Genomic DNA, 14,041 nt, shown 5'->3' on the forward strand with positions numbered 1-14,041 from the left:
GCTAAGCCGCGTCATTGAGCGAGTGCGTGAAGAAAAGCGAAGCAAGGAAATCAAGTTTTTGACATACCACTCCTCGAAGGGCTTGCAGGCCGATGCGGTCTTTTTGCTGGGGGATTGTGAGGTAACCACTTCATCGCCTTCGAGAAACGATTTCTATGCCCAGGCTGGTATGGCGAATCCGGGCGAGCCCTGCGGTTACGACAGAGCACAGCAGCAGGAGGCGCTGCGAACAGCCTACGTCGCGATTACTCGGGCCATAACCTACTGCTATTGGTACATTTCCTGGGACGAAAAGGTACCTGCGTCGGAGAAGGCAAGCCGTTATATCAAGGTGGATCAGCCCTATTGGAATGTCGTGACCCCGCGTCCTGCGCCCCCTTCAGATGGGATCAAACGCAAAGCAGTCAAAGGGCGCTAGCAGGGCCCTTGTTCACCACCATCTAAGCATCTGAAGGCGACATACGGGAATACAGAAAAGAGCAGCGACTGGGCGGTCAGGAGGTTTGAGCGATATCCTCTTCTAGCTCCCGCACAGCCTTGCTGGCTTTGATTTCAAATCGACGCTCCACCTCTGCGTCACTCAGCTTAAGCGCATCATTGCCGAGCCACATGGTAAGTTTCTCGCGCTTCTGATTGATCGTGAGAGCATCGAGATTCGGGATGTAGCCATTATTAGCCTTCATGCCCCTCTGCAGCTCGTAGAAGGTCTTGATCAGAGACTTCGGATGGATCTCACCGCTTGGGCAAAAGCGGTCTGTGAGCTTCCTGACTGTGTGATTGATGGCACGCAACTGGGAGGTCGTGGTGATCTGACAGAAGTAGGCAGCCCAACCGAGGCGTTTGCCCTTGAATATGCAGCCAGTAATCCTCAGGTTGAGCTTCCACTGGCAGTAGGCCAGAGCTCGCTCCTTATCAGCTGGACGTCGGGCTGTTGCCATTTTGTGCCGGTATGCTGTGAAAATTTTGGCGATCGATGACTCAAATCTGAGAATGCTCTCGTGGCGAATGAGCACCTGGCTCCCCTCGATCTGGTACCCAAGAAAGCTGAAGGGGTCGGTTAGGCTTTCTACCTTGGACTTGGATCCCGGTTCAAAGTCATGCGGATTGAGCTTCAAGGCTTTCAATTTCGCGATGAGCTCATTAGCGGTTGAGCGCGCCACCCCTGCCGGTGCCAAGATCAGGATGTCGTCAACGTAACGCTTGTACCAAATCCCAGTCCGAGACTCGAAGAGAGTATCAATGCCTTGGAGCGCAATCTCTGCGAGCACATTGGAAATCGCAAGGCCTTGTGGAACGCCGACGGTAGGACGATCGGCTCCTTTACCTCCCCTGGATTCAGGCACCGTGGGCGTTGTGAGCGCGTCGGTAATCAGCTGTCTGAACTCGGGTTTCTGAATTTTTTTTCGCGTTGTGGCGGCGACCAGTTCGTGAGGAATGGATGGGTAGAAGCTTTTGAGATCAATTTTGGCGTATTCGGCATACACGCCGGAATTGAGCGCAGTTTTCAGGGAATCGATGACGGTCTGGGGGAGGGTGAGTTTCGCCATGGGGAAAACGTTAGATAGGCAATTGCACAACGCACGTAGGACGATTCTGTCTCTGGCGGTTGGAATGGATATCTGCCGAGGCGGCGACGAGGCCCCCTTGAGAATCAGTTTTTCCTTGTAGGCAGTGAAGCGATATTCACCCTGGTGAACCTTCTCAATGATGTGATCAAGCTCCGCGCTTAACTGTTTATCGAGGTTAGCCGGACGCATGCGGTCGAGGCCGATGGCCCCGGAGTTTTTGATTTTATCGGTGTAGATTTCCTGGAGACGCTTTCGGGTAAATACCTTTTTAAAGCTTCTCGCCGCGCTCATGGCTTGTTCCAGAAAGAATAGAGGCCTGCCAGTACCGGGAGTGCATAGAGCAACGCTGTGATCAGTAATCGCATCGTCAGCCAAAATACGGCAGCAAAGTATTCAAAGCCTGTGGGCATTCGAGTGGTGAGGCCGCTGGCAAAAACGCGTGCGATCCGATCATCGATTTCCCGATGATTTTCCGATTCAGCCAACAGTTCGTCATATCTGGTGACCTGTGCCGGCGTTGGCGCAGGGGATGTGGTGGTCGGTGAGCCATCAGGCAGTCCCCGATGGAGTTTCTGCAGCTCCAGATAGTTGGTGCGCATCAGCATTGCTCGGCCTCGAAAGTCGCGGTTCGCAACCGCAAGCGAAATGCCGAGCAAGGCAACCGAAAGAATCGTCGCCATGATGTCTGTGTCGGGGCCAAGGATAGTGCTGTGCCTGATGGTTAGCACCCCCAGCGCCGTGCTAAGGATCGCGTACCATACCAGCAAGAGTTGCGAGTGAAAGTCCAGCCACTCCAGGCGCTTGTGAGCCTGAATGCGTGCCTTGTAAGTGAACCAGACGCTGTCCTTTTTCACACACATCTCTCCATAGAAATTGGTGAAGGGGCGGGGGGATTTGAGTGCCGTTGAACATCCCTTAGGGATCAGTGGGCCGAAACCCAACAGCCGAAGCTGTTAATTATCAGAACCGCCCTCGTTCGCACGAGAGGAAATACCCACCCCTTCGCGACTGATTCTACAGTGCCATTATGACGCGTGGAAGCCACCCAGTTACTCGACCTTTCTATTCCAGTGGTGTCCGATGGTTGACGTCGAAATCTCCAGCTGTGTCGCCACATCTTCCTGACTGAACCCCCTGGGCTTTTAGTGCCTGGACGGGCTGAATCGTTTCGACCCGTTTTTGGCGGTTTGCGGGTGCAGTGGCGGCTGCACATAGTCATTCAGATCTGAATCGAAGTAGGCGCGTGGAGTCACTCGCTTGTTGATGTAAACTCGCTTTCCGCGTGGAAGGGGCAGTTTGGCAGGCTGGGGAAGTTTTCTTGGGTGGCTGATACGATCCTGGGCAACACTGTATTGATCGCCCCTCATGAACTCGGGCGTCGTTTCGCTGAGTCACCGCTCTCTGGTGCCGATGCCGTCGTTTACAACAAAGATGGCCGTGGGACTATCAAAAGTGGCGAGGTTATCGCCAATCTGTTGACCAAGCGGCTGCCTACGCTGCAGATCCTTGACTCGCTGACCGAGGCCATCGAAAAGCATCCTGGCGGCAAGATCGCCATGGTCGAGGACGGCTTGTGGACAGGAACTGAGGCCGTTGGAGTGTTTGAGAGTCTCCTGGGCAACCGGGAAGCTAAAGAGAAAACTGCTGCACTGAGGGATCCGGCGCTACTTAAGGATGTTACGCTGACTCTCATTTATGGGGTTACCATAGACTACGGCGTTTCGATGGTAAGACGGTACCTCAGTGAGAGGAGCTAACGTCTACGTATGTCGGATGTCAGTGTTGTCAGCGGTAAGCTGGAAGTGGTCGGCCCATCGTCAAACAAGCCAGATGGCAGCGAATACACCTATCTGCGCATTGCCGAAAAAGACGGCAGCACCAAGCTCGTCAAAAAAGTCGGAGTAGGGCAGCTCATCGAGTCGTACATGCGACCGGGCATTGAGGGTGATTTTTACTTCGTGAAACTTGGTCGGCTGGGCTACATTCTTTTTGCAATCAAAAAGTCAGATGGCCAGAAAATCTATGAGGAGAATGGATTCAAGATGTGGATCGGCAAGATGCGGTTGAGCGCCGGTATGCTGGCCCTGCTCTTTATTCCGCTGAGCTTTGTGGGGCTGCTGATGGGTGGATGGCTGGGCATTATTGTCCCTGTAGGATTCATCTACGTGATGTGGAAGCTTGCGGTGTCTTTCCCGAGAGTGTTGAAGGAAAGCTTCCTTAAGTCCCAACTGACTCAGTTAGGATTCGGGAACTGACGTAGCACACATCGGAGCGTCTCGCGCCGCCGGCACTCCGATCCTTAAGCTGCGCCGGGTTGAGTTGTTCAACCGTCGCCAGGTTCACCAGCGCATGCCTGCTTTCGTAAGGGGGCGCCTCAAGATAAGCGGGCAGGGGATGTTTATTGACTGTTTCACCGCCAATCACGGTCGGTAAGATTATTCTCCTGGAGTTTCAACTTTCCACATATCGCTCACCGTCGACCTCGGAATCCCGAGCTTCTCGATCGTAGCTTTCTGGGTCAAGCCTTGGCGCTTGCACTCTTGAACCGCAGCAAGGTTTTGAGCCCTCTGTTCGGCGTGCGACATCTTCCGCTCATCTTCGAAGTTGCGCTGCAGCTTCTCGATGCCCCCTAGCTGCTCGAACTCGACGATCTCTTTTTGCGCCCGTACAAGCGCGTCAGCTGGCGAGATTCGGTCTCGGGCAGCAACGCAGAGTGCGAGAAGCGTAACCGGGTCGAGTTTGAGGGCGCGGGACAGCTCATCAAATTTGTTCAGGGTCGGTGAAGATTTCGCGTTTTCCATGAGCCAAAGGTGCTTGCGATCACCTGCATTCCCGAGATCTTGCTGAGAAAGGGCTCTGACCGCTCGCGCAGCTTTTAACGCCGCTGCTAAACCTTTGCTCAGTGACATCAGCATCCCTCGGAAAAGCGAGGATAAGGCCATGTTGATCAATCCGGAGCGACGGTATATATTCCCCATCCGGACTATCCTGATCAGCGCTCAATTTGTATTTTGTACGTGACGCGCCTCTGTGGATGACCGCGTTTGCAGCGGCATGCCAATCAATATAGGTCTAAATCGAAGCTTAGCGGGGGGCTATGAAGCTCTACATTTTGTCGGACTTGCATAATGAGTTTTCTCAGTTCACGCCACCCCCAACGGACGCCGACTTAGTCATCCTAGCCGGTGACATCGACATTCACGCCAGAGGGGTGACATGGGCGAACCAGACATTTTCGTGCCCTCTAATTTACGTATGTGGAAACCACGAATTTTACAAAGGCCACATCGACCGCACACTCAAAAAAATGAAAGACGCAGCCGCGCCTCACGTACACATTCTTGAAAACGACGTCTTTGTTTGGCAGCAAATCCGCTTTCTCGGCACGACCGCGTGGACTGATTTCACGTCAAGCGGTGACGTCGTCGCGGCTGCACGAATAGCGGGGGAGTGGATGAATGATTTCCAAGTAATTCGGGCTGAGGCTTCGCACCGTCGTCTTCGGCCCTATGATGTTGCCAGCAAAAATCGAGTGGCGCGGGGATGGCTGAGTCAAGAGCTTGAAAAACCTTTCAACGGGAAAACGGTGGTCATAACACACTACGCACCTACGCCCTCCGTTGCCGGCGATAAGACTGATGGCCACTTAAACGCAGCCTATTCAAACCATTGGCCAACCCTGATAGAGAAGGCGGATATGTGGGTGTTTGGACACACGCATCACTTCGTTGACGTGATACTCGACAAATGTCGCGTTGTCTCGAATCCGCGCGGTTATCCCACTGAGCAAACGGGGTTTCGGGCAGGCTTGGAGATCGAGGTCTGATGACGTTTTCTATCGTCGATAAAAAGGCTCCAGGCTATGCCACTTACCGGATCAAAACGTTCGGAGCGACTCTTGCCAGCTTTCGTTTTTCGCGTCTGCCTACGGTTATTCAGAAAGCCAGAGAGGTCATCAATGACTACGACATCGTCGGGTTTCTAGCTTGCGCGCTAGAGCGACCACCGGTAATGACTGGGCTGATGTTTTGTGACCATAGACATCAATTCCCTGAAGGGCTTCCTATGCATACGCCGCCCATTGAGCGACGGTATTACCGCGATGGTTACCTTGTAGTCGTGGCTCAGGGCGGTGGGCTCTATGTGGTCGCGCACTGGTGGCATCAGAACGGTGCCCTTGGCCCATTTTATTCGGTTCAATAATGCCTAGATATTTTAAGTTGTTAGAGACTCATCAGTCTCCGGTGGAAACCAAACCTGTCGGTATGCCGGCGAGTGTGCAGCGGGCCGTCAGCACAAAATTTGGAGTTCCGATCACAGGTTACCTCTGCTGTGCGCTCTTCGATCACGACATCAATTGCCTGGTGGGCATCGTTTTTCGAGAAAGCCGAGGACGTTTTGACGATGGCGCAACCATTCGCACTTCGACGCTGATCCGGAGTGCGGAGCACGGCGATTACATGCTGTTCGAAACTATCGGCGGCAGCAGGTATGTGATCTGCGACTGGGCCCAGGAAGGCGGTAGTCCCCGGTTTTCAGGGGTGCTTCATTGAGACCCTGTGTGCGTCATTTCTTTATTAGCAGAAGGAGGGTATGTGCTCTTTTGGAAACCAAAACCGATGACTGATGAAATGCGATCGATCAAGGCTCTCAAGACTTTTCGGGTAAAAGATGGCCGGGTATCAGTTCATCCCTGTGAGGTGCTTGATCAGCCGGGATATTGGAAGAGCGGGCTAGCGTCGGCGGCGTGGTGCGTGCGCGACAGCAGCAAATCGATTTCCTGGGTGTTAGCTGGGAAGCAGTGGATCGAATGACCATCGAAGCGTTCTCCAAAGCCCTCACTTTCAGCCTTTTGTGCTCACGCCAGGAAGGTCTAGGTGTCAAGCAAGCGGTAACGGATTTGCGTTACGTGCGTACTAAAACAGGGATATCGCGATGACGGCTCTACTGGCAGAAGTCGTGGAGCTGCTTTATGGCAACGCCGAAGCTATGTCAGGATTTGAGGGAGATGAGACGGAGGCTGAAGTCGAAGCGATCCTGTACGTCTCTGGCCGACCGTACTGCCTTGTCCGAGACTGGACGATCATTGAAGTGGAAGTTTCTGACGACTACCAAGCATCGCTTGCAGCGGACGGATTCGCTCCTAACGTTCTCTATGCGTCTGATGTCGCGCTCCATAGCGCAGGGAAACGACAGCGGGGCGACTGGGTGCGCAGCACATTTCAGCGCTCGTTCACGGGATGCTGTTTCGAGACAAAAAACACCATCTACATGCTACTGGGGCCAGGCCGTCGGAAACGAGGTAGTGCTCAAGCGGTAATGGCAATAACGAGTTGATCTTCGCCCCTCAGCAGCGCCAGGCGCGAGTCGAGTCTCGGCAAACGTACAGGGTAAAGACCCCTTTAAAGGTAAGGCAGATTTTTGGAAACTGAATTGTTAGCGGATCTGCTTTTTGGGCCCGCCAGAATCCTTCATGGCTCAAGGCTTGACGACGACGAGCTTATCTTCGCGGCAACTGAGGCGTTTGGGGACAGAGCTTTTTACATCGTCAGAAATTGGATGCTGATTGATGTCATGTTGACAGATCGCCACGAGACATTGATCAGGGGGAATGGGCTGCAGCCTACCGTCATGTACGCGAATACTGTCGTTTCTGCAGGCTACGGAGCGGGGGAGGCGCCCAGTGGCGTGCTATCCGGTTTCCAGCGCCGCTACGAAGACTATTATTTTGAGACTGAAGGCATGCTTTACGTCCTTGCGGGGCGAGGATCACGCAAGTTTGCTGGCGTGCCAGCGGTTTTTGCGCTGTCGCAGCAGTGTGGCGGCGAATTTCGGGTGGATGATGGACGATGATCTGACGCTGGTTTTGCCGGCGCGACACCGCCTTCTGCTGGATGACCTGGTCATCCGCGAAGTTGCATTTATGCCGGGCTGGTGGTCGTTGCTGGACAAACTCTGTCAGGCGCTTCAAGGCTATCTGGATGCGCATCAGGACGCTCCTGCGATCCTGGTCGTTCGGGTAAAAGAAAAGTGGGACGGACTGCGGATTTATTATCGCGGGGGTGATGAGGTTTGCCGGGACATGGTGGACAAAGCAAGGGAGGCTTCTTTGACGATTTGCGAGGTGTGTGGCGGCAAGGGGAAGCGGATTGGTAAGCGACGGTATAGCGTGCGATGTCCTGCTCACGTCGGTTGGTCAACGGCGGCTTTTTTGAAAGCAAAAACACGCTGTGTAGACTCGTCAGCCGTGGTGCCAGAAAGCATATGTAGTGGTCAACTAATCCCGGACACGACGTTAAGTTTTTCTTCGACCCGAGCTGGCGCCAGCCCACCGTTGAATTGATGGGGTCGAATCCAGTTGTACCGATGCATCAAGAAAGGGCTGATATCGCGCTGGGCTTCTTTGGCGCTTCTGTAACCCAGAGTCGTTATCCATTCGGTTTTCAAACTGCGGAACACGCGCTCCATCGGCGCGAGTCCCAGCAATTTTCCCGGCGACTCGTGCTCTGGCGCATTCGATAACGCCACAGCCGCTGGCGAAATAAACGACTCGCATACTGGGCGAATTCAACCGGTTGTCGCAACACCGTTGATCGAGGTGTTTATGGGACGACCCGCAAGATGGATGCAAAAATTGACGGGCCGGGGAGCGATGCATTCTCCAGGCGCGCCGTCACTTCGTAATGAGATCGAGCGACTGTTTTGGGTGCAGGTCGCAACCGGTATCACAAGCGAAAAGGCTGCACAGACTGTTGGCGTATCATCAGCGGTAGGCACACGATGGTTTCGTCATCGGGGCGGGATGCCATTATTCATGTCGAACCACGTATTAGGACGGTACTTATCGTTCGCAGAGCGAGAAGAGATTGTGCTGCTTCGGGCGCAAAGTGTTGGTGTGCGTGAGATTTCCCGTCGCCTTGGACGAAGCCCATCGACAGTTTCACGGAAGCTGACACGTAATGCTGCAACTCGTTGCGGTCGGCTTGAGTATCGAGCTTCAGTCGCGCAATGGAAGGCAGAACTGGTGGCCAAGAGGCCGAAGCTAGCGAAACTGGTGAATAACCCGCGACTGCATCACTACGTGCAAGACCGTCTGGAGGGTAAGGTTCACGACGCGGATGGCCGTGAGATTGCTGGGCGCTCGACAAGCGCCCTTCAAAGGCCGAAATAAACCACATCGCAGTGACCGTAAATGGGTCAATGGCTGGTCGCCCGAACAGATCACCAACCGGCTCCAGATCGACTTTCCGGACGATGAATCCATGCGCATCTCTCACGAAGCCATATATCAGGCGCTCTACATTCAGGGTCGAGGGGCTCTCAAGCGCGAACTGGTGAGCTGCCTGCGCACAGGGCGAGCATTGCGCGTGCCAAGAGCCAGGGCGCAGGCCAAAGCGTGGGCACATGTCAGCGAGGATATCATGATCTCCAGTCGCCCTGCTGAGGTGGAAGACCGGGCTGTACCGGGGCATTGGGAGGGCGACCTGGTCATCGGTCTGAACCGTTCTGCGATTGGAACGCTGGTCGAGCGCTCCACCCGATTCACCATGCTCGTCCATCTACCTCGCGAGGAAGGTTATGGGCTAATTCCCCGGACGAAGAACGGCCCGGCACTGGCCGGCTATGGGGCTGTGAGCATGGCCAACGCATTGAAGAAGACGATGACTGATCTTCCCGTCGAACTGTGGCGATCTTTAACTTGGGATCGTGGGAAGGAGCTATCGGGTCACGCTCGATTTACCATCGAATCCGGAGTGAAGGTTTTCTTTGCTGACCCCCATAGTCCATGGCAGCGCGGTACGAACGAAAATACGAACGGTCTTCTACGGCAATACTTCCCGAAAGGTACCGACCTGTCACATCGGGCGTTCGGCGCTTGAGGCGGTTGGCGTAGTAACTTGAGCGTTTGATTTCAAACACTTTGTACAGCCAATCAACCGGCTCATGGACGTTCAGCTGATTGATCAGCGCGGGCGCTCGTGATCTTCCTACATCAAGAGCGCGGTAGCCAAATGAGATGGTCACCCCGCACTTGGAGAGAGCTAGGCTTTCCCGGGGGGTTACCTTTCGGAGGCTATCATCATGAGCGAGTTAGCAATGGTCGAGATTGATCTCGGCAAAAATAGCTTTATGGGAATTATTCTATGACCGAGCTGCCGAGCAGAGCGCCGGCCCCGGCGCGTTATACGTTCCGGCGCGCGTGTCCGTGGGCTCGGTGGTGGGCCGGCGGTTTCGATTCGGACCATTGCAAGAGCTTTCTGCGGTGAACCGTCGAGAAGTGCATATTTATGATAGGGATATGGCCTACCAGTCGCCTCGCAGCGGATGGCGGTTTCTATTATTCGTTGTCAGAGGCGTAGCCGGAGATTGTGGAGGTTCGATAAATGAATCGCCGTTTCGCTCCAAGAGCCCAGGGCCTGCGCTGACTTTTCTTTCCACTGCTGCGATACTTCGGGCCAACCAAACCCAGGAAAAAAACCACAGCCTTGGCCGCTCTCCAGCGCTCTGATCCGCAATGGTGCATGCTGCGGCAATTACACCGTCTTGCCCGGCCGAGAAAAGATGCCCATGCCAGTCTTGTCAACCGCCGATATTCCGCACCGTCCCACTGGGCGAAATGGTAACGGAATTCATTGACTGGCCGTCCTAGCGGCTAGCGCCACGCGAGAATCCCTGCGCTAGCATCATTTGCACGTCAAAAATTCGGCTGACGGCGGGTAGTTCCTTCATGGATGGGGTATCTGGTTAGGATCAAGACTGATCGAATGCTGTGGAGAAAACACCCTCAGCGCATTCAATATGAGAATCTGCGGGCAAGCGATTTTTTCATGCTGCGGCCCGAAACGCCGTTCAGAACTTTTACTTAGCGCTCAGTAGGTGTGCCGAATGCTTAAGGTTAATCGCGAACTATTCAGGCAAAAATCTCAGCTCTGTGTAGGCAATGTAGTTCTAAGTGAGCAGGATGACCTTCAAAGTCAGCGGGAAAAAATGGCCCGTATTATCCTGGATCAGATGTATCACTTCGCTGGGCTGCTCGACAAAAACGGCACGATCCTCGAGATCAATCTACCCGCGCTAGAGGGCGCTGGCGTTCGAATTGATGATGTTCGCGGGAAGCCCTTCTGGGAAGCCCGTTGGTTCGCCCTTTCTCAAGAGAGCCAGTCGCTCCAAAAACAGTTCGTACAGCGCGTCGCCGGTGGTGAGTTCATTCGTTGTGATCTTGAAGTGTACGGAGAGGCCAGTGGTGAAAGCACCATCATCGCGGACTACTCGCTAACACCGGTCCGTGATAACGAGGGAGAGGTCGTATTTTTGCTGGCTGAAGGCCGAAACATTACGGCAAAAAAGCAGATTGAACTTGAAATTGCTCGCAAAAATGAAGAACTGGAAAAATTGGTGCTTCAAGTCCAGGATCTGGACACTCAAAAAAACCGCTTTTTTTCCAATTTGAGCCATGAGTTGAGAACACCACTTTCACTGATCCTTGGTCCGCTTGATGAGCTATTGGCAAACGGGGAGGGATTATCCTCACGTCAAACAACCGATATCGCGAGTATCCGCCGAAACACTGTCCGCCTGCTGACTTTGGTCAATGAGTTGCTGGACTTGGCAAAAATCGATGCCCACAAGATGCAGCTCAATTACACACGCGTTGACATGGTCGCTTTGACGCGTGACGTCGCCTCCCATTTTGAAGCGCACGCGCTGCAGCGTCAGATCGTCTGTGCTGTCCATGCTGGTGCGCCACTTGAGGTAGAGGTCGACGCAGATAAAATTGGCCAGGTCATTTTCAACCTGCTGTCGAATGCTTTTAGAGTGACTCCGGATGGGGGGCGAATCAGCTGCAATTTGGAACAAAGCGCAGGCACGCGTTGGTTGCTGAATGTCCGCGATAGCGGACCAGGTATTCCAGCTCCTCAGCGTGAACGAATCTTCGAGCGTTTTCAGCAGGGAGAGGGGGAGTTGATTGTTCCTCAAGTCGGCAGCGGGCTGGGCTTGGCTATCGTGCGCGAATTCGTAGACCTCCACGGAGGAATTGTCACAGCTAATGACGCTCCAGGTGGAGGAGCGTTGTTTCAGGTGGAACTGCCAATTCACGCTCCCAGCGAGGCTCGCGTACAGCAATCACCTCAACTCGTCACAAAAATGAGGCAGCCACTGCTGGACTCCGCCATATCAGTCGAGCTCTCCGTTGAAGGGAAACAAGCCGAATATACAGACCGCGCGAAGATTCTGATCGTGGAAGACAATACTGATATGCGGCAATTGATCAGCCGCGTATTGGGGAATGAGTTTCAAGTCTGCACAGCTGCCGACGGTAACGAGGGGCTCGAAGCGATGCTTCAGGTTGTTCCGGACTTAGTCATCACCGACTTGATGATGCCAGGGCTTAGCGGCGACCAAATGGTCGGGAGAATGCGGTTGGTCCCTGCGTTGGCCCAGATACCCGTCTTGGTTCTTTCCGCGAGGGCAGACGAAGAACTCCGTTTGACTCTGCTTTCGGAATTGGTACAGGACTACGTAACCAAACCTTTTTTTATTCCTGAACTACTTAGTCGGGTCCGAAATCTGGTGATGATGCGTAAGGCGCGATTGGCGCTGCAATCGGAGTTGGAAACACACACTGCGGATTTGGTGCAGTTGACTGGTGAGCTGATTTCCGGCCGGCGAGCTCTGCAGCGTAGCTTTGAAGCTCAACAGAAGTCTGAACAGCGTTGGCGGGCTATTTATGAAAACTCCGCTATCGGGATCGCAGTCGTCGACTTGCAGTGGCGTTTCCTGACATGTAATCCAGCCTTTTGTCTGATGCTTGGGTACAAGCCTGACGAGTTGCAGGACGTTTCATTGCTAGAGCTCACTCATCCAGATGACCGTGTAGTAACAGATGAGCGTATGAGTGCGTTGTTGGCGGGGGAGCTTAGTGAATACCGCTATCAGAAAAGATTTCTGCATAAAAGCGGGAGAAGTGTCTGGACGCAGTCGAGCGTTTCCGTCATGCCAGGAAGTGGAGATAGCCCACCATCCCTAATTGGTGTTGTTGAAGACATTGATCGACGAAAGCTCGCTGAATATGCGCTTGAGAAATCCAGAGAAGAACTGGCTCGAGTCGTTCGGGTGACTACGATGGGCGAGCTTGCGGCATCCATAACACATGAAGTGAATCAACCGCTGGCTGCCATACTTGCAAATGGTAATGCCTGTCGTCGCTGGCTGGAAACGGATCCGCCAAACCAAGAAGAGGCGATGAAAAGTGTCTTGAGTATTGTCCGAGACAGTCGCCGAGCCGCAGAGGTGGTTGTGCGAATTCGCAAGTTTCTCAAGCGGGGAGAGACTGTTCATGAGACGCTGGACTTCAAGATTTTGATCGAGAGCGTTTTGGATTTTCTTCGTGAAACCCTGCGCATGCAGGAGATAGTTCTACGCACGGAGCTTCCGGATAATCTTCCATTGGTACTGGTAGACCGAGTTCAGATACAGCAAGTAATTCTGAATCTCGTAATGAACGCGATCGAAGCAATGCAACCACCGCAGCCACACCCTCCAATGCTGACACTGCACGCAGGTATTGCTGGCGACACAGGCAGGGTCTACCTATCGGTCGAGGACACAGGAAAGGGTATTGACGCCGGACAGCGAGAAAAGATTTTTGATGCCTTTTACACCACCAAGACTCAAGGTCTTGGGATGGGGTTGGCCATCTGCAGGTCGATCATGGAGGCACATGGTGGTCAGCTGCGATTGGTCGACCCTTTGGCATCCACACCGGGCAGTATTTTTCAGATCGTTATCCCTACAGCCATCGGAGGCACATAATGAAACCTCTAAGCCCAACCATTTTTGTGGTCGATGACGACAGTTCGGTCCGGGAAGCTCTCAGCAATCTACTTCGCTCTCATGGCTTGAATGTACAGACCTTTGACAGTGCACAGGCTTTTCTCGATCAACCGCGACCGGATTGTCCTTCATGTCTAGTCCTGGATATGCGCATGCCGGGTATGACGGGAATAGAACTTCAGCAACACCTTCTGGCACTGAGTGATTTCATACCGACGATTTTCATCAGCGCTCACGGTGATATTCCCGTTGCTGTCAGGGCTGTAAAGGCAGGCGCTATCGAATTTTTACCCAAGCCTTTTGAAGAACAGGCGTTGCTGTCCGCGATTGAACAGGGTTTGGTACTGGACCAGGTGCGACGCCAGCATCTCGCACAACGGGTCAGCGTGCAAAGCCGTTTCGAACCTTTGACCAATCGAGAGTGGGAGGTGCTCAAGCTCACTGTCAAAGGGCTGCTCAACAAGCAAATCGGTGGCGAACTGGGTATCGCAGAAGTGACGGTCAAGGTTCACCGTCACAACATTATGCAAAAGTTGGAGGTACGTTCACTGCCTGATTTGATAAGACTTGTTGAGGAGTATTACGATTCAATAAATTAGGTTTTACAGGCTTTTATTTCTGGATTTCATCGGACGATA

At 53.5% G+C, this 14,041-nt stretch carries 14 protein-coding genes and 3 pseudogenes; 12 read left to right on the plus strand and 5 right to left on the minus strand.

Features of this window, described 5'->3' with window-relative positions:
• The first annotated feature begins 13 nt into the window (after positions 1-13).
• Entirely contained in the window at positions 14-418 is a 405-nt protein-coding gene (locus AC1MEA_RS16545; protein ID WP_480918158.1) for a 3'-5' exonuclease, read from the plus strand.
• A 76-nt stretch (positions 419-494) separates the two neighbouring features.
• Here AC1MEA_RS16545 and AC1MEA_RS16550 read toward each other — a convergent pair whose 3' ends face one another.
• Together AC1MEA_RS16550 and AC1MEA_RS16555 are read right to left on the minus strand one after the other, a co-directional pair.
• Complete coding sequence (locus AC1MEA_RS16550; RefSeq protein WP_480416798.1) at positions 495-1,859, minus strand: reverse transcriptase domain-containing protein; 1,365 nt, start codon at positions 1,857-1,859, stop codon at positions 495-497.
• On the minus strand, positions 1,856-2,422 hold the full coding sequence (locus AC1MEA_RS16555; RefSeq protein ID WP_322178437.1) for an SLATT domain-containing protein: 567 nt from the start codon (positions 2,420-2,422) through the stop codon (positions 1,856-1,858). The genes AC1MEA_RS16550 and AC1MEA_RS16555 overlap by 4 nt, the downstream gene beginning before the upstream one ends.
• A 468-nt stretch (positions 2,423-2,890) precedes the next feature.
• Between AC1MEA_RS16555 and AC1MEA_RS16560 the strand changes: the two genes are divergently transcribed.
• Both AC1MEA_RS16560 and AC1MEA_RS16565 read left to right on the plus strand, forming a co-directional pair.
• Positions 2,891-3,325: a hypothetical protein gene (locus AC1MEA_RS16560; RefSeq protein ID WP_480416799.1), complete on the plus strand. Its 435-nt coding sequence runs from the start codon at positions 2,891-2,893 to the stop codon at positions 3,323-3,325.
• 9 nt (positions 3,326-3,334) lie between these two features.
• Positions 3,335-3,823 (plus strand): hypothetical protein, encoded by a 489-nt coding sequence (locus AC1MEA_RS16565; RefSeq protein ID WP_322178438.1) that lies wholly within the window; start codon positions 3,335-3,337, stop codon positions 3,821-3,823.
• A 180-nt stretch (positions 3,824-4,003) separates the two neighbouring features.
• Here the strand turns inward: AC1MEA_RS16565 and AC1MEA_RS16570 are convergent, their stop codons facing one another.
• The gene (locus AC1MEA_RS16570) at positions 4,004-4,510 is read right to left on the minus strand and encodes a helix-turn-helix domain-containing protein (RefSeq protein WP_480416800.1); all 507 of its coding nucleotides are present in this window, start codon (positions 4,508-4,510) and stop codon (positions 4,004-4,006) included.
• Positions 4,511-4,665: 155 nt separating this feature from the next.
• Here AC1MEA_RS16570 and AC1MEA_RS16575 point away from each other — a divergent pair, with 155 nt between their 5' ends.
• From AC1MEA_RS16575 to AC1MEA_RS16600, 6 genes are all read left to right on the plus strand, one after another.
• Complete coding sequence (locus tag AC1MEA_RS16575) at positions 4,666-5,394, plus strand: metallophosphoesterase (protein ID WP_480416801.1); 729 nt, start codon at positions 4,666-4,668, stop codon at positions 5,392-5,394.
• On the plus strand, positions 5,394-5,771 hold the full coding sequence (locus AC1MEA_RS16580) for a hypothetical protein (RefSeq protein WP_480416802.1): 378 nt from the start codon (positions 5,394-5,396) through the stop codon (positions 5,769-5,771). The genes AC1MEA_RS16575 and AC1MEA_RS16580 overlap by 1 nt, the downstream gene beginning before the upstream one ends.
• A 41-nt stretch (positions 5,772-5,812) precedes the next feature.
• Complete coding sequence (locus AC1MEA_RS16585; RefSeq protein WP_480416803.1) at positions 5,813-6,121, plus strand: hypothetical protein; 309 nt, start codon at positions 5,813-5,815, stop codon at positions 6,119-6,121.
• A 382-nt stretch (positions 6,122-6,503) separates the two neighbouring features.
• Positions 6,504-6,905 carry a DUF6957 family protein gene (locus AC1MEA_RS16590; protein WP_480416804.1) on the plus strand — a complete coding sequence of 134 codons (402 nt, stop codon included), beginning with the start codon at positions 6,504-6,506 and terminating at the stop codon, positions 6,903-6,905.
• A gap of 84 nt (positions 6,906-6,989) precedes the next feature.
• Positions 6,990-7,421, plus strand: a complete 432-nt coding sequence (locus AC1MEA_RS16595; protein WP_480416805.1) for a DUF6957 family protein — start codon at positions 6,990-6,992, stop codon at positions 7,419-7,421.
• Entirely contained in the window at positions 7,411-7,911 is a 501-nt protein-coding gene (locus AC1MEA_RS16600; RefSeq protein WP_480918228.1) for a hypothetical protein, read from the plus strand. The genes AC1MEA_RS16595 and AC1MEA_RS16600 overlap by 11 nt, the downstream gene beginning before the upstream one ends.
• Here the strand turns inward: AC1MEA_RS16600 and AC1MEA_RS16605 are convergent.
• A pseudogene (locus AC1MEA_RS16605) lies at positions 7,842-8,131 on the minus strand (integrase core domain-containing protein); the annotation flags it as partial. The gene AC1MEA_RS16600 and the pseudogene AC1MEA_RS16605 overlap by 70 nt on opposite strands.
• Before the next feature lie 62 nt (positions 8,132-8,193).
• On the opposite strand from AC1MEA_RS16605, the pseudogene AC1MEA_RS16610 reads away from it, so the two are divergent.
• A pseudogene (locus tag AC1MEA_RS16610) lies at positions 8,194-9,427 on the plus strand (IS30 family transposase); the annotation flags it as partial.
• Here the strand turns inward: AC1MEA_RS16610 and AC1MEA_RS16615 are convergent.
• Positions 9,426-9,578, minus strand: a pseudogene (locus tag AC1MEA_RS16615) (IS3 family transposase); the annotation flags it as partial. The pseudogenes AC1MEA_RS16610 and AC1MEA_RS16615 overlap by 2 nt on opposite strands.
• 876 nt (positions 9,579-10,454) lie before the next feature.
• On the opposite strand from AC1MEA_RS16615, the gene AC1MEA_RS16620 reads away from it, so the two are divergent.
• Positions 10,455-13,382 (plus strand): ATP-binding protein, encoded by a 2,928-nt coding sequence (locus AC1MEA_RS16620; protein WP_480416806.1) that lies wholly within the window; start codon positions 10,455-10,457, stop codon positions 13,380-13,382.
• Positions 13,382-14,002 carry a response regulator transcription factor gene (locus AC1MEA_RS16625; protein WP_480416807.1) on the plus strand — a complete coding sequence of 207 codons (621 nt, stop codon included), beginning with the start codon at positions 13,382-13,384 and terminating at the stop codon, positions 14,000-14,002. Before AC1MEA_RS16620 ends, AC1MEA_RS16625 begins: the two co-directional genes overlap by 1 nt.
• Positions 14,003-14,041 lie beyond the last annotated feature (39 nt).

The organism is Pseudomonas sp. ASL8, from assembly GCF_056680355.1.

Bases quoted from the DNA above. Each gene is read 5' to 3' on its own strand.
- AC1MEA_RS16550 (WP_480416798.1), bottom strand. From the start codon at position 1,859: ATGAGCGCGGCGAGAAGCTTTAAAAAGGTATTTACCCGAAAGCGTCTC.
- AC1MEA_RS16565 (WP_322178438.1), top strand. From the start codon at position 3,335: ATGTCGGATGTCAGTGTTGTCAGCGGTAAGCTGGAAGTGGTCGGCCCA.
- AC1MEA_RS16570 (WP_480416800.1), bottom strand. From the start codon at position 4,510: ATGGCCTTATCCTCGCTTTTCCGAGGGATGCTGATGTCACTGAGCAAA.
- AC1MEA_RS16575 (WP_480416801.1), top strand. From the start codon at position 4,666: ATGAAGCTCTACATTTTGTCGGACTTGCATAATGAGTTTTCTCAGTTC.
- AC1MEA_RS16580 (WP_480416802.1), top strand. From the start codon at position 5,394: ATGACGTTTTCTATCGTCGATAAAAAGGCTCCAGGCTATGCCACTTAC.
- AC1MEA_RS16590 (WP_480416804.1), top strand. From the start codon at position 6,504: ATGACGGCTCTACTGGCAGAAGTCGTGGAGCTGCTTTATGGCAACGCC.
- AC1MEA_RS16600 (WP_480918228.1), top strand. From the start codon at position 7,411: ATGGACGATGATCTGACGCTGGTTTTGCCGGCGCGACACCGCCTTCTG.
- AC1MEA_RS16620 (WP_480416806.1), top strand. From the start codon at position 10,455: ATGCTTAAGGTTAATCGCGAACTATTCAGGCAAAAATCTCAGCTCTGT.
- AC1MEA_RS16625 (WP_480416807.1), top strand. From the start codon at position 13,382: ATGAAACCTCTAAGCCCAACCATTTTTGTGGTCGATGACGACAGTTCG.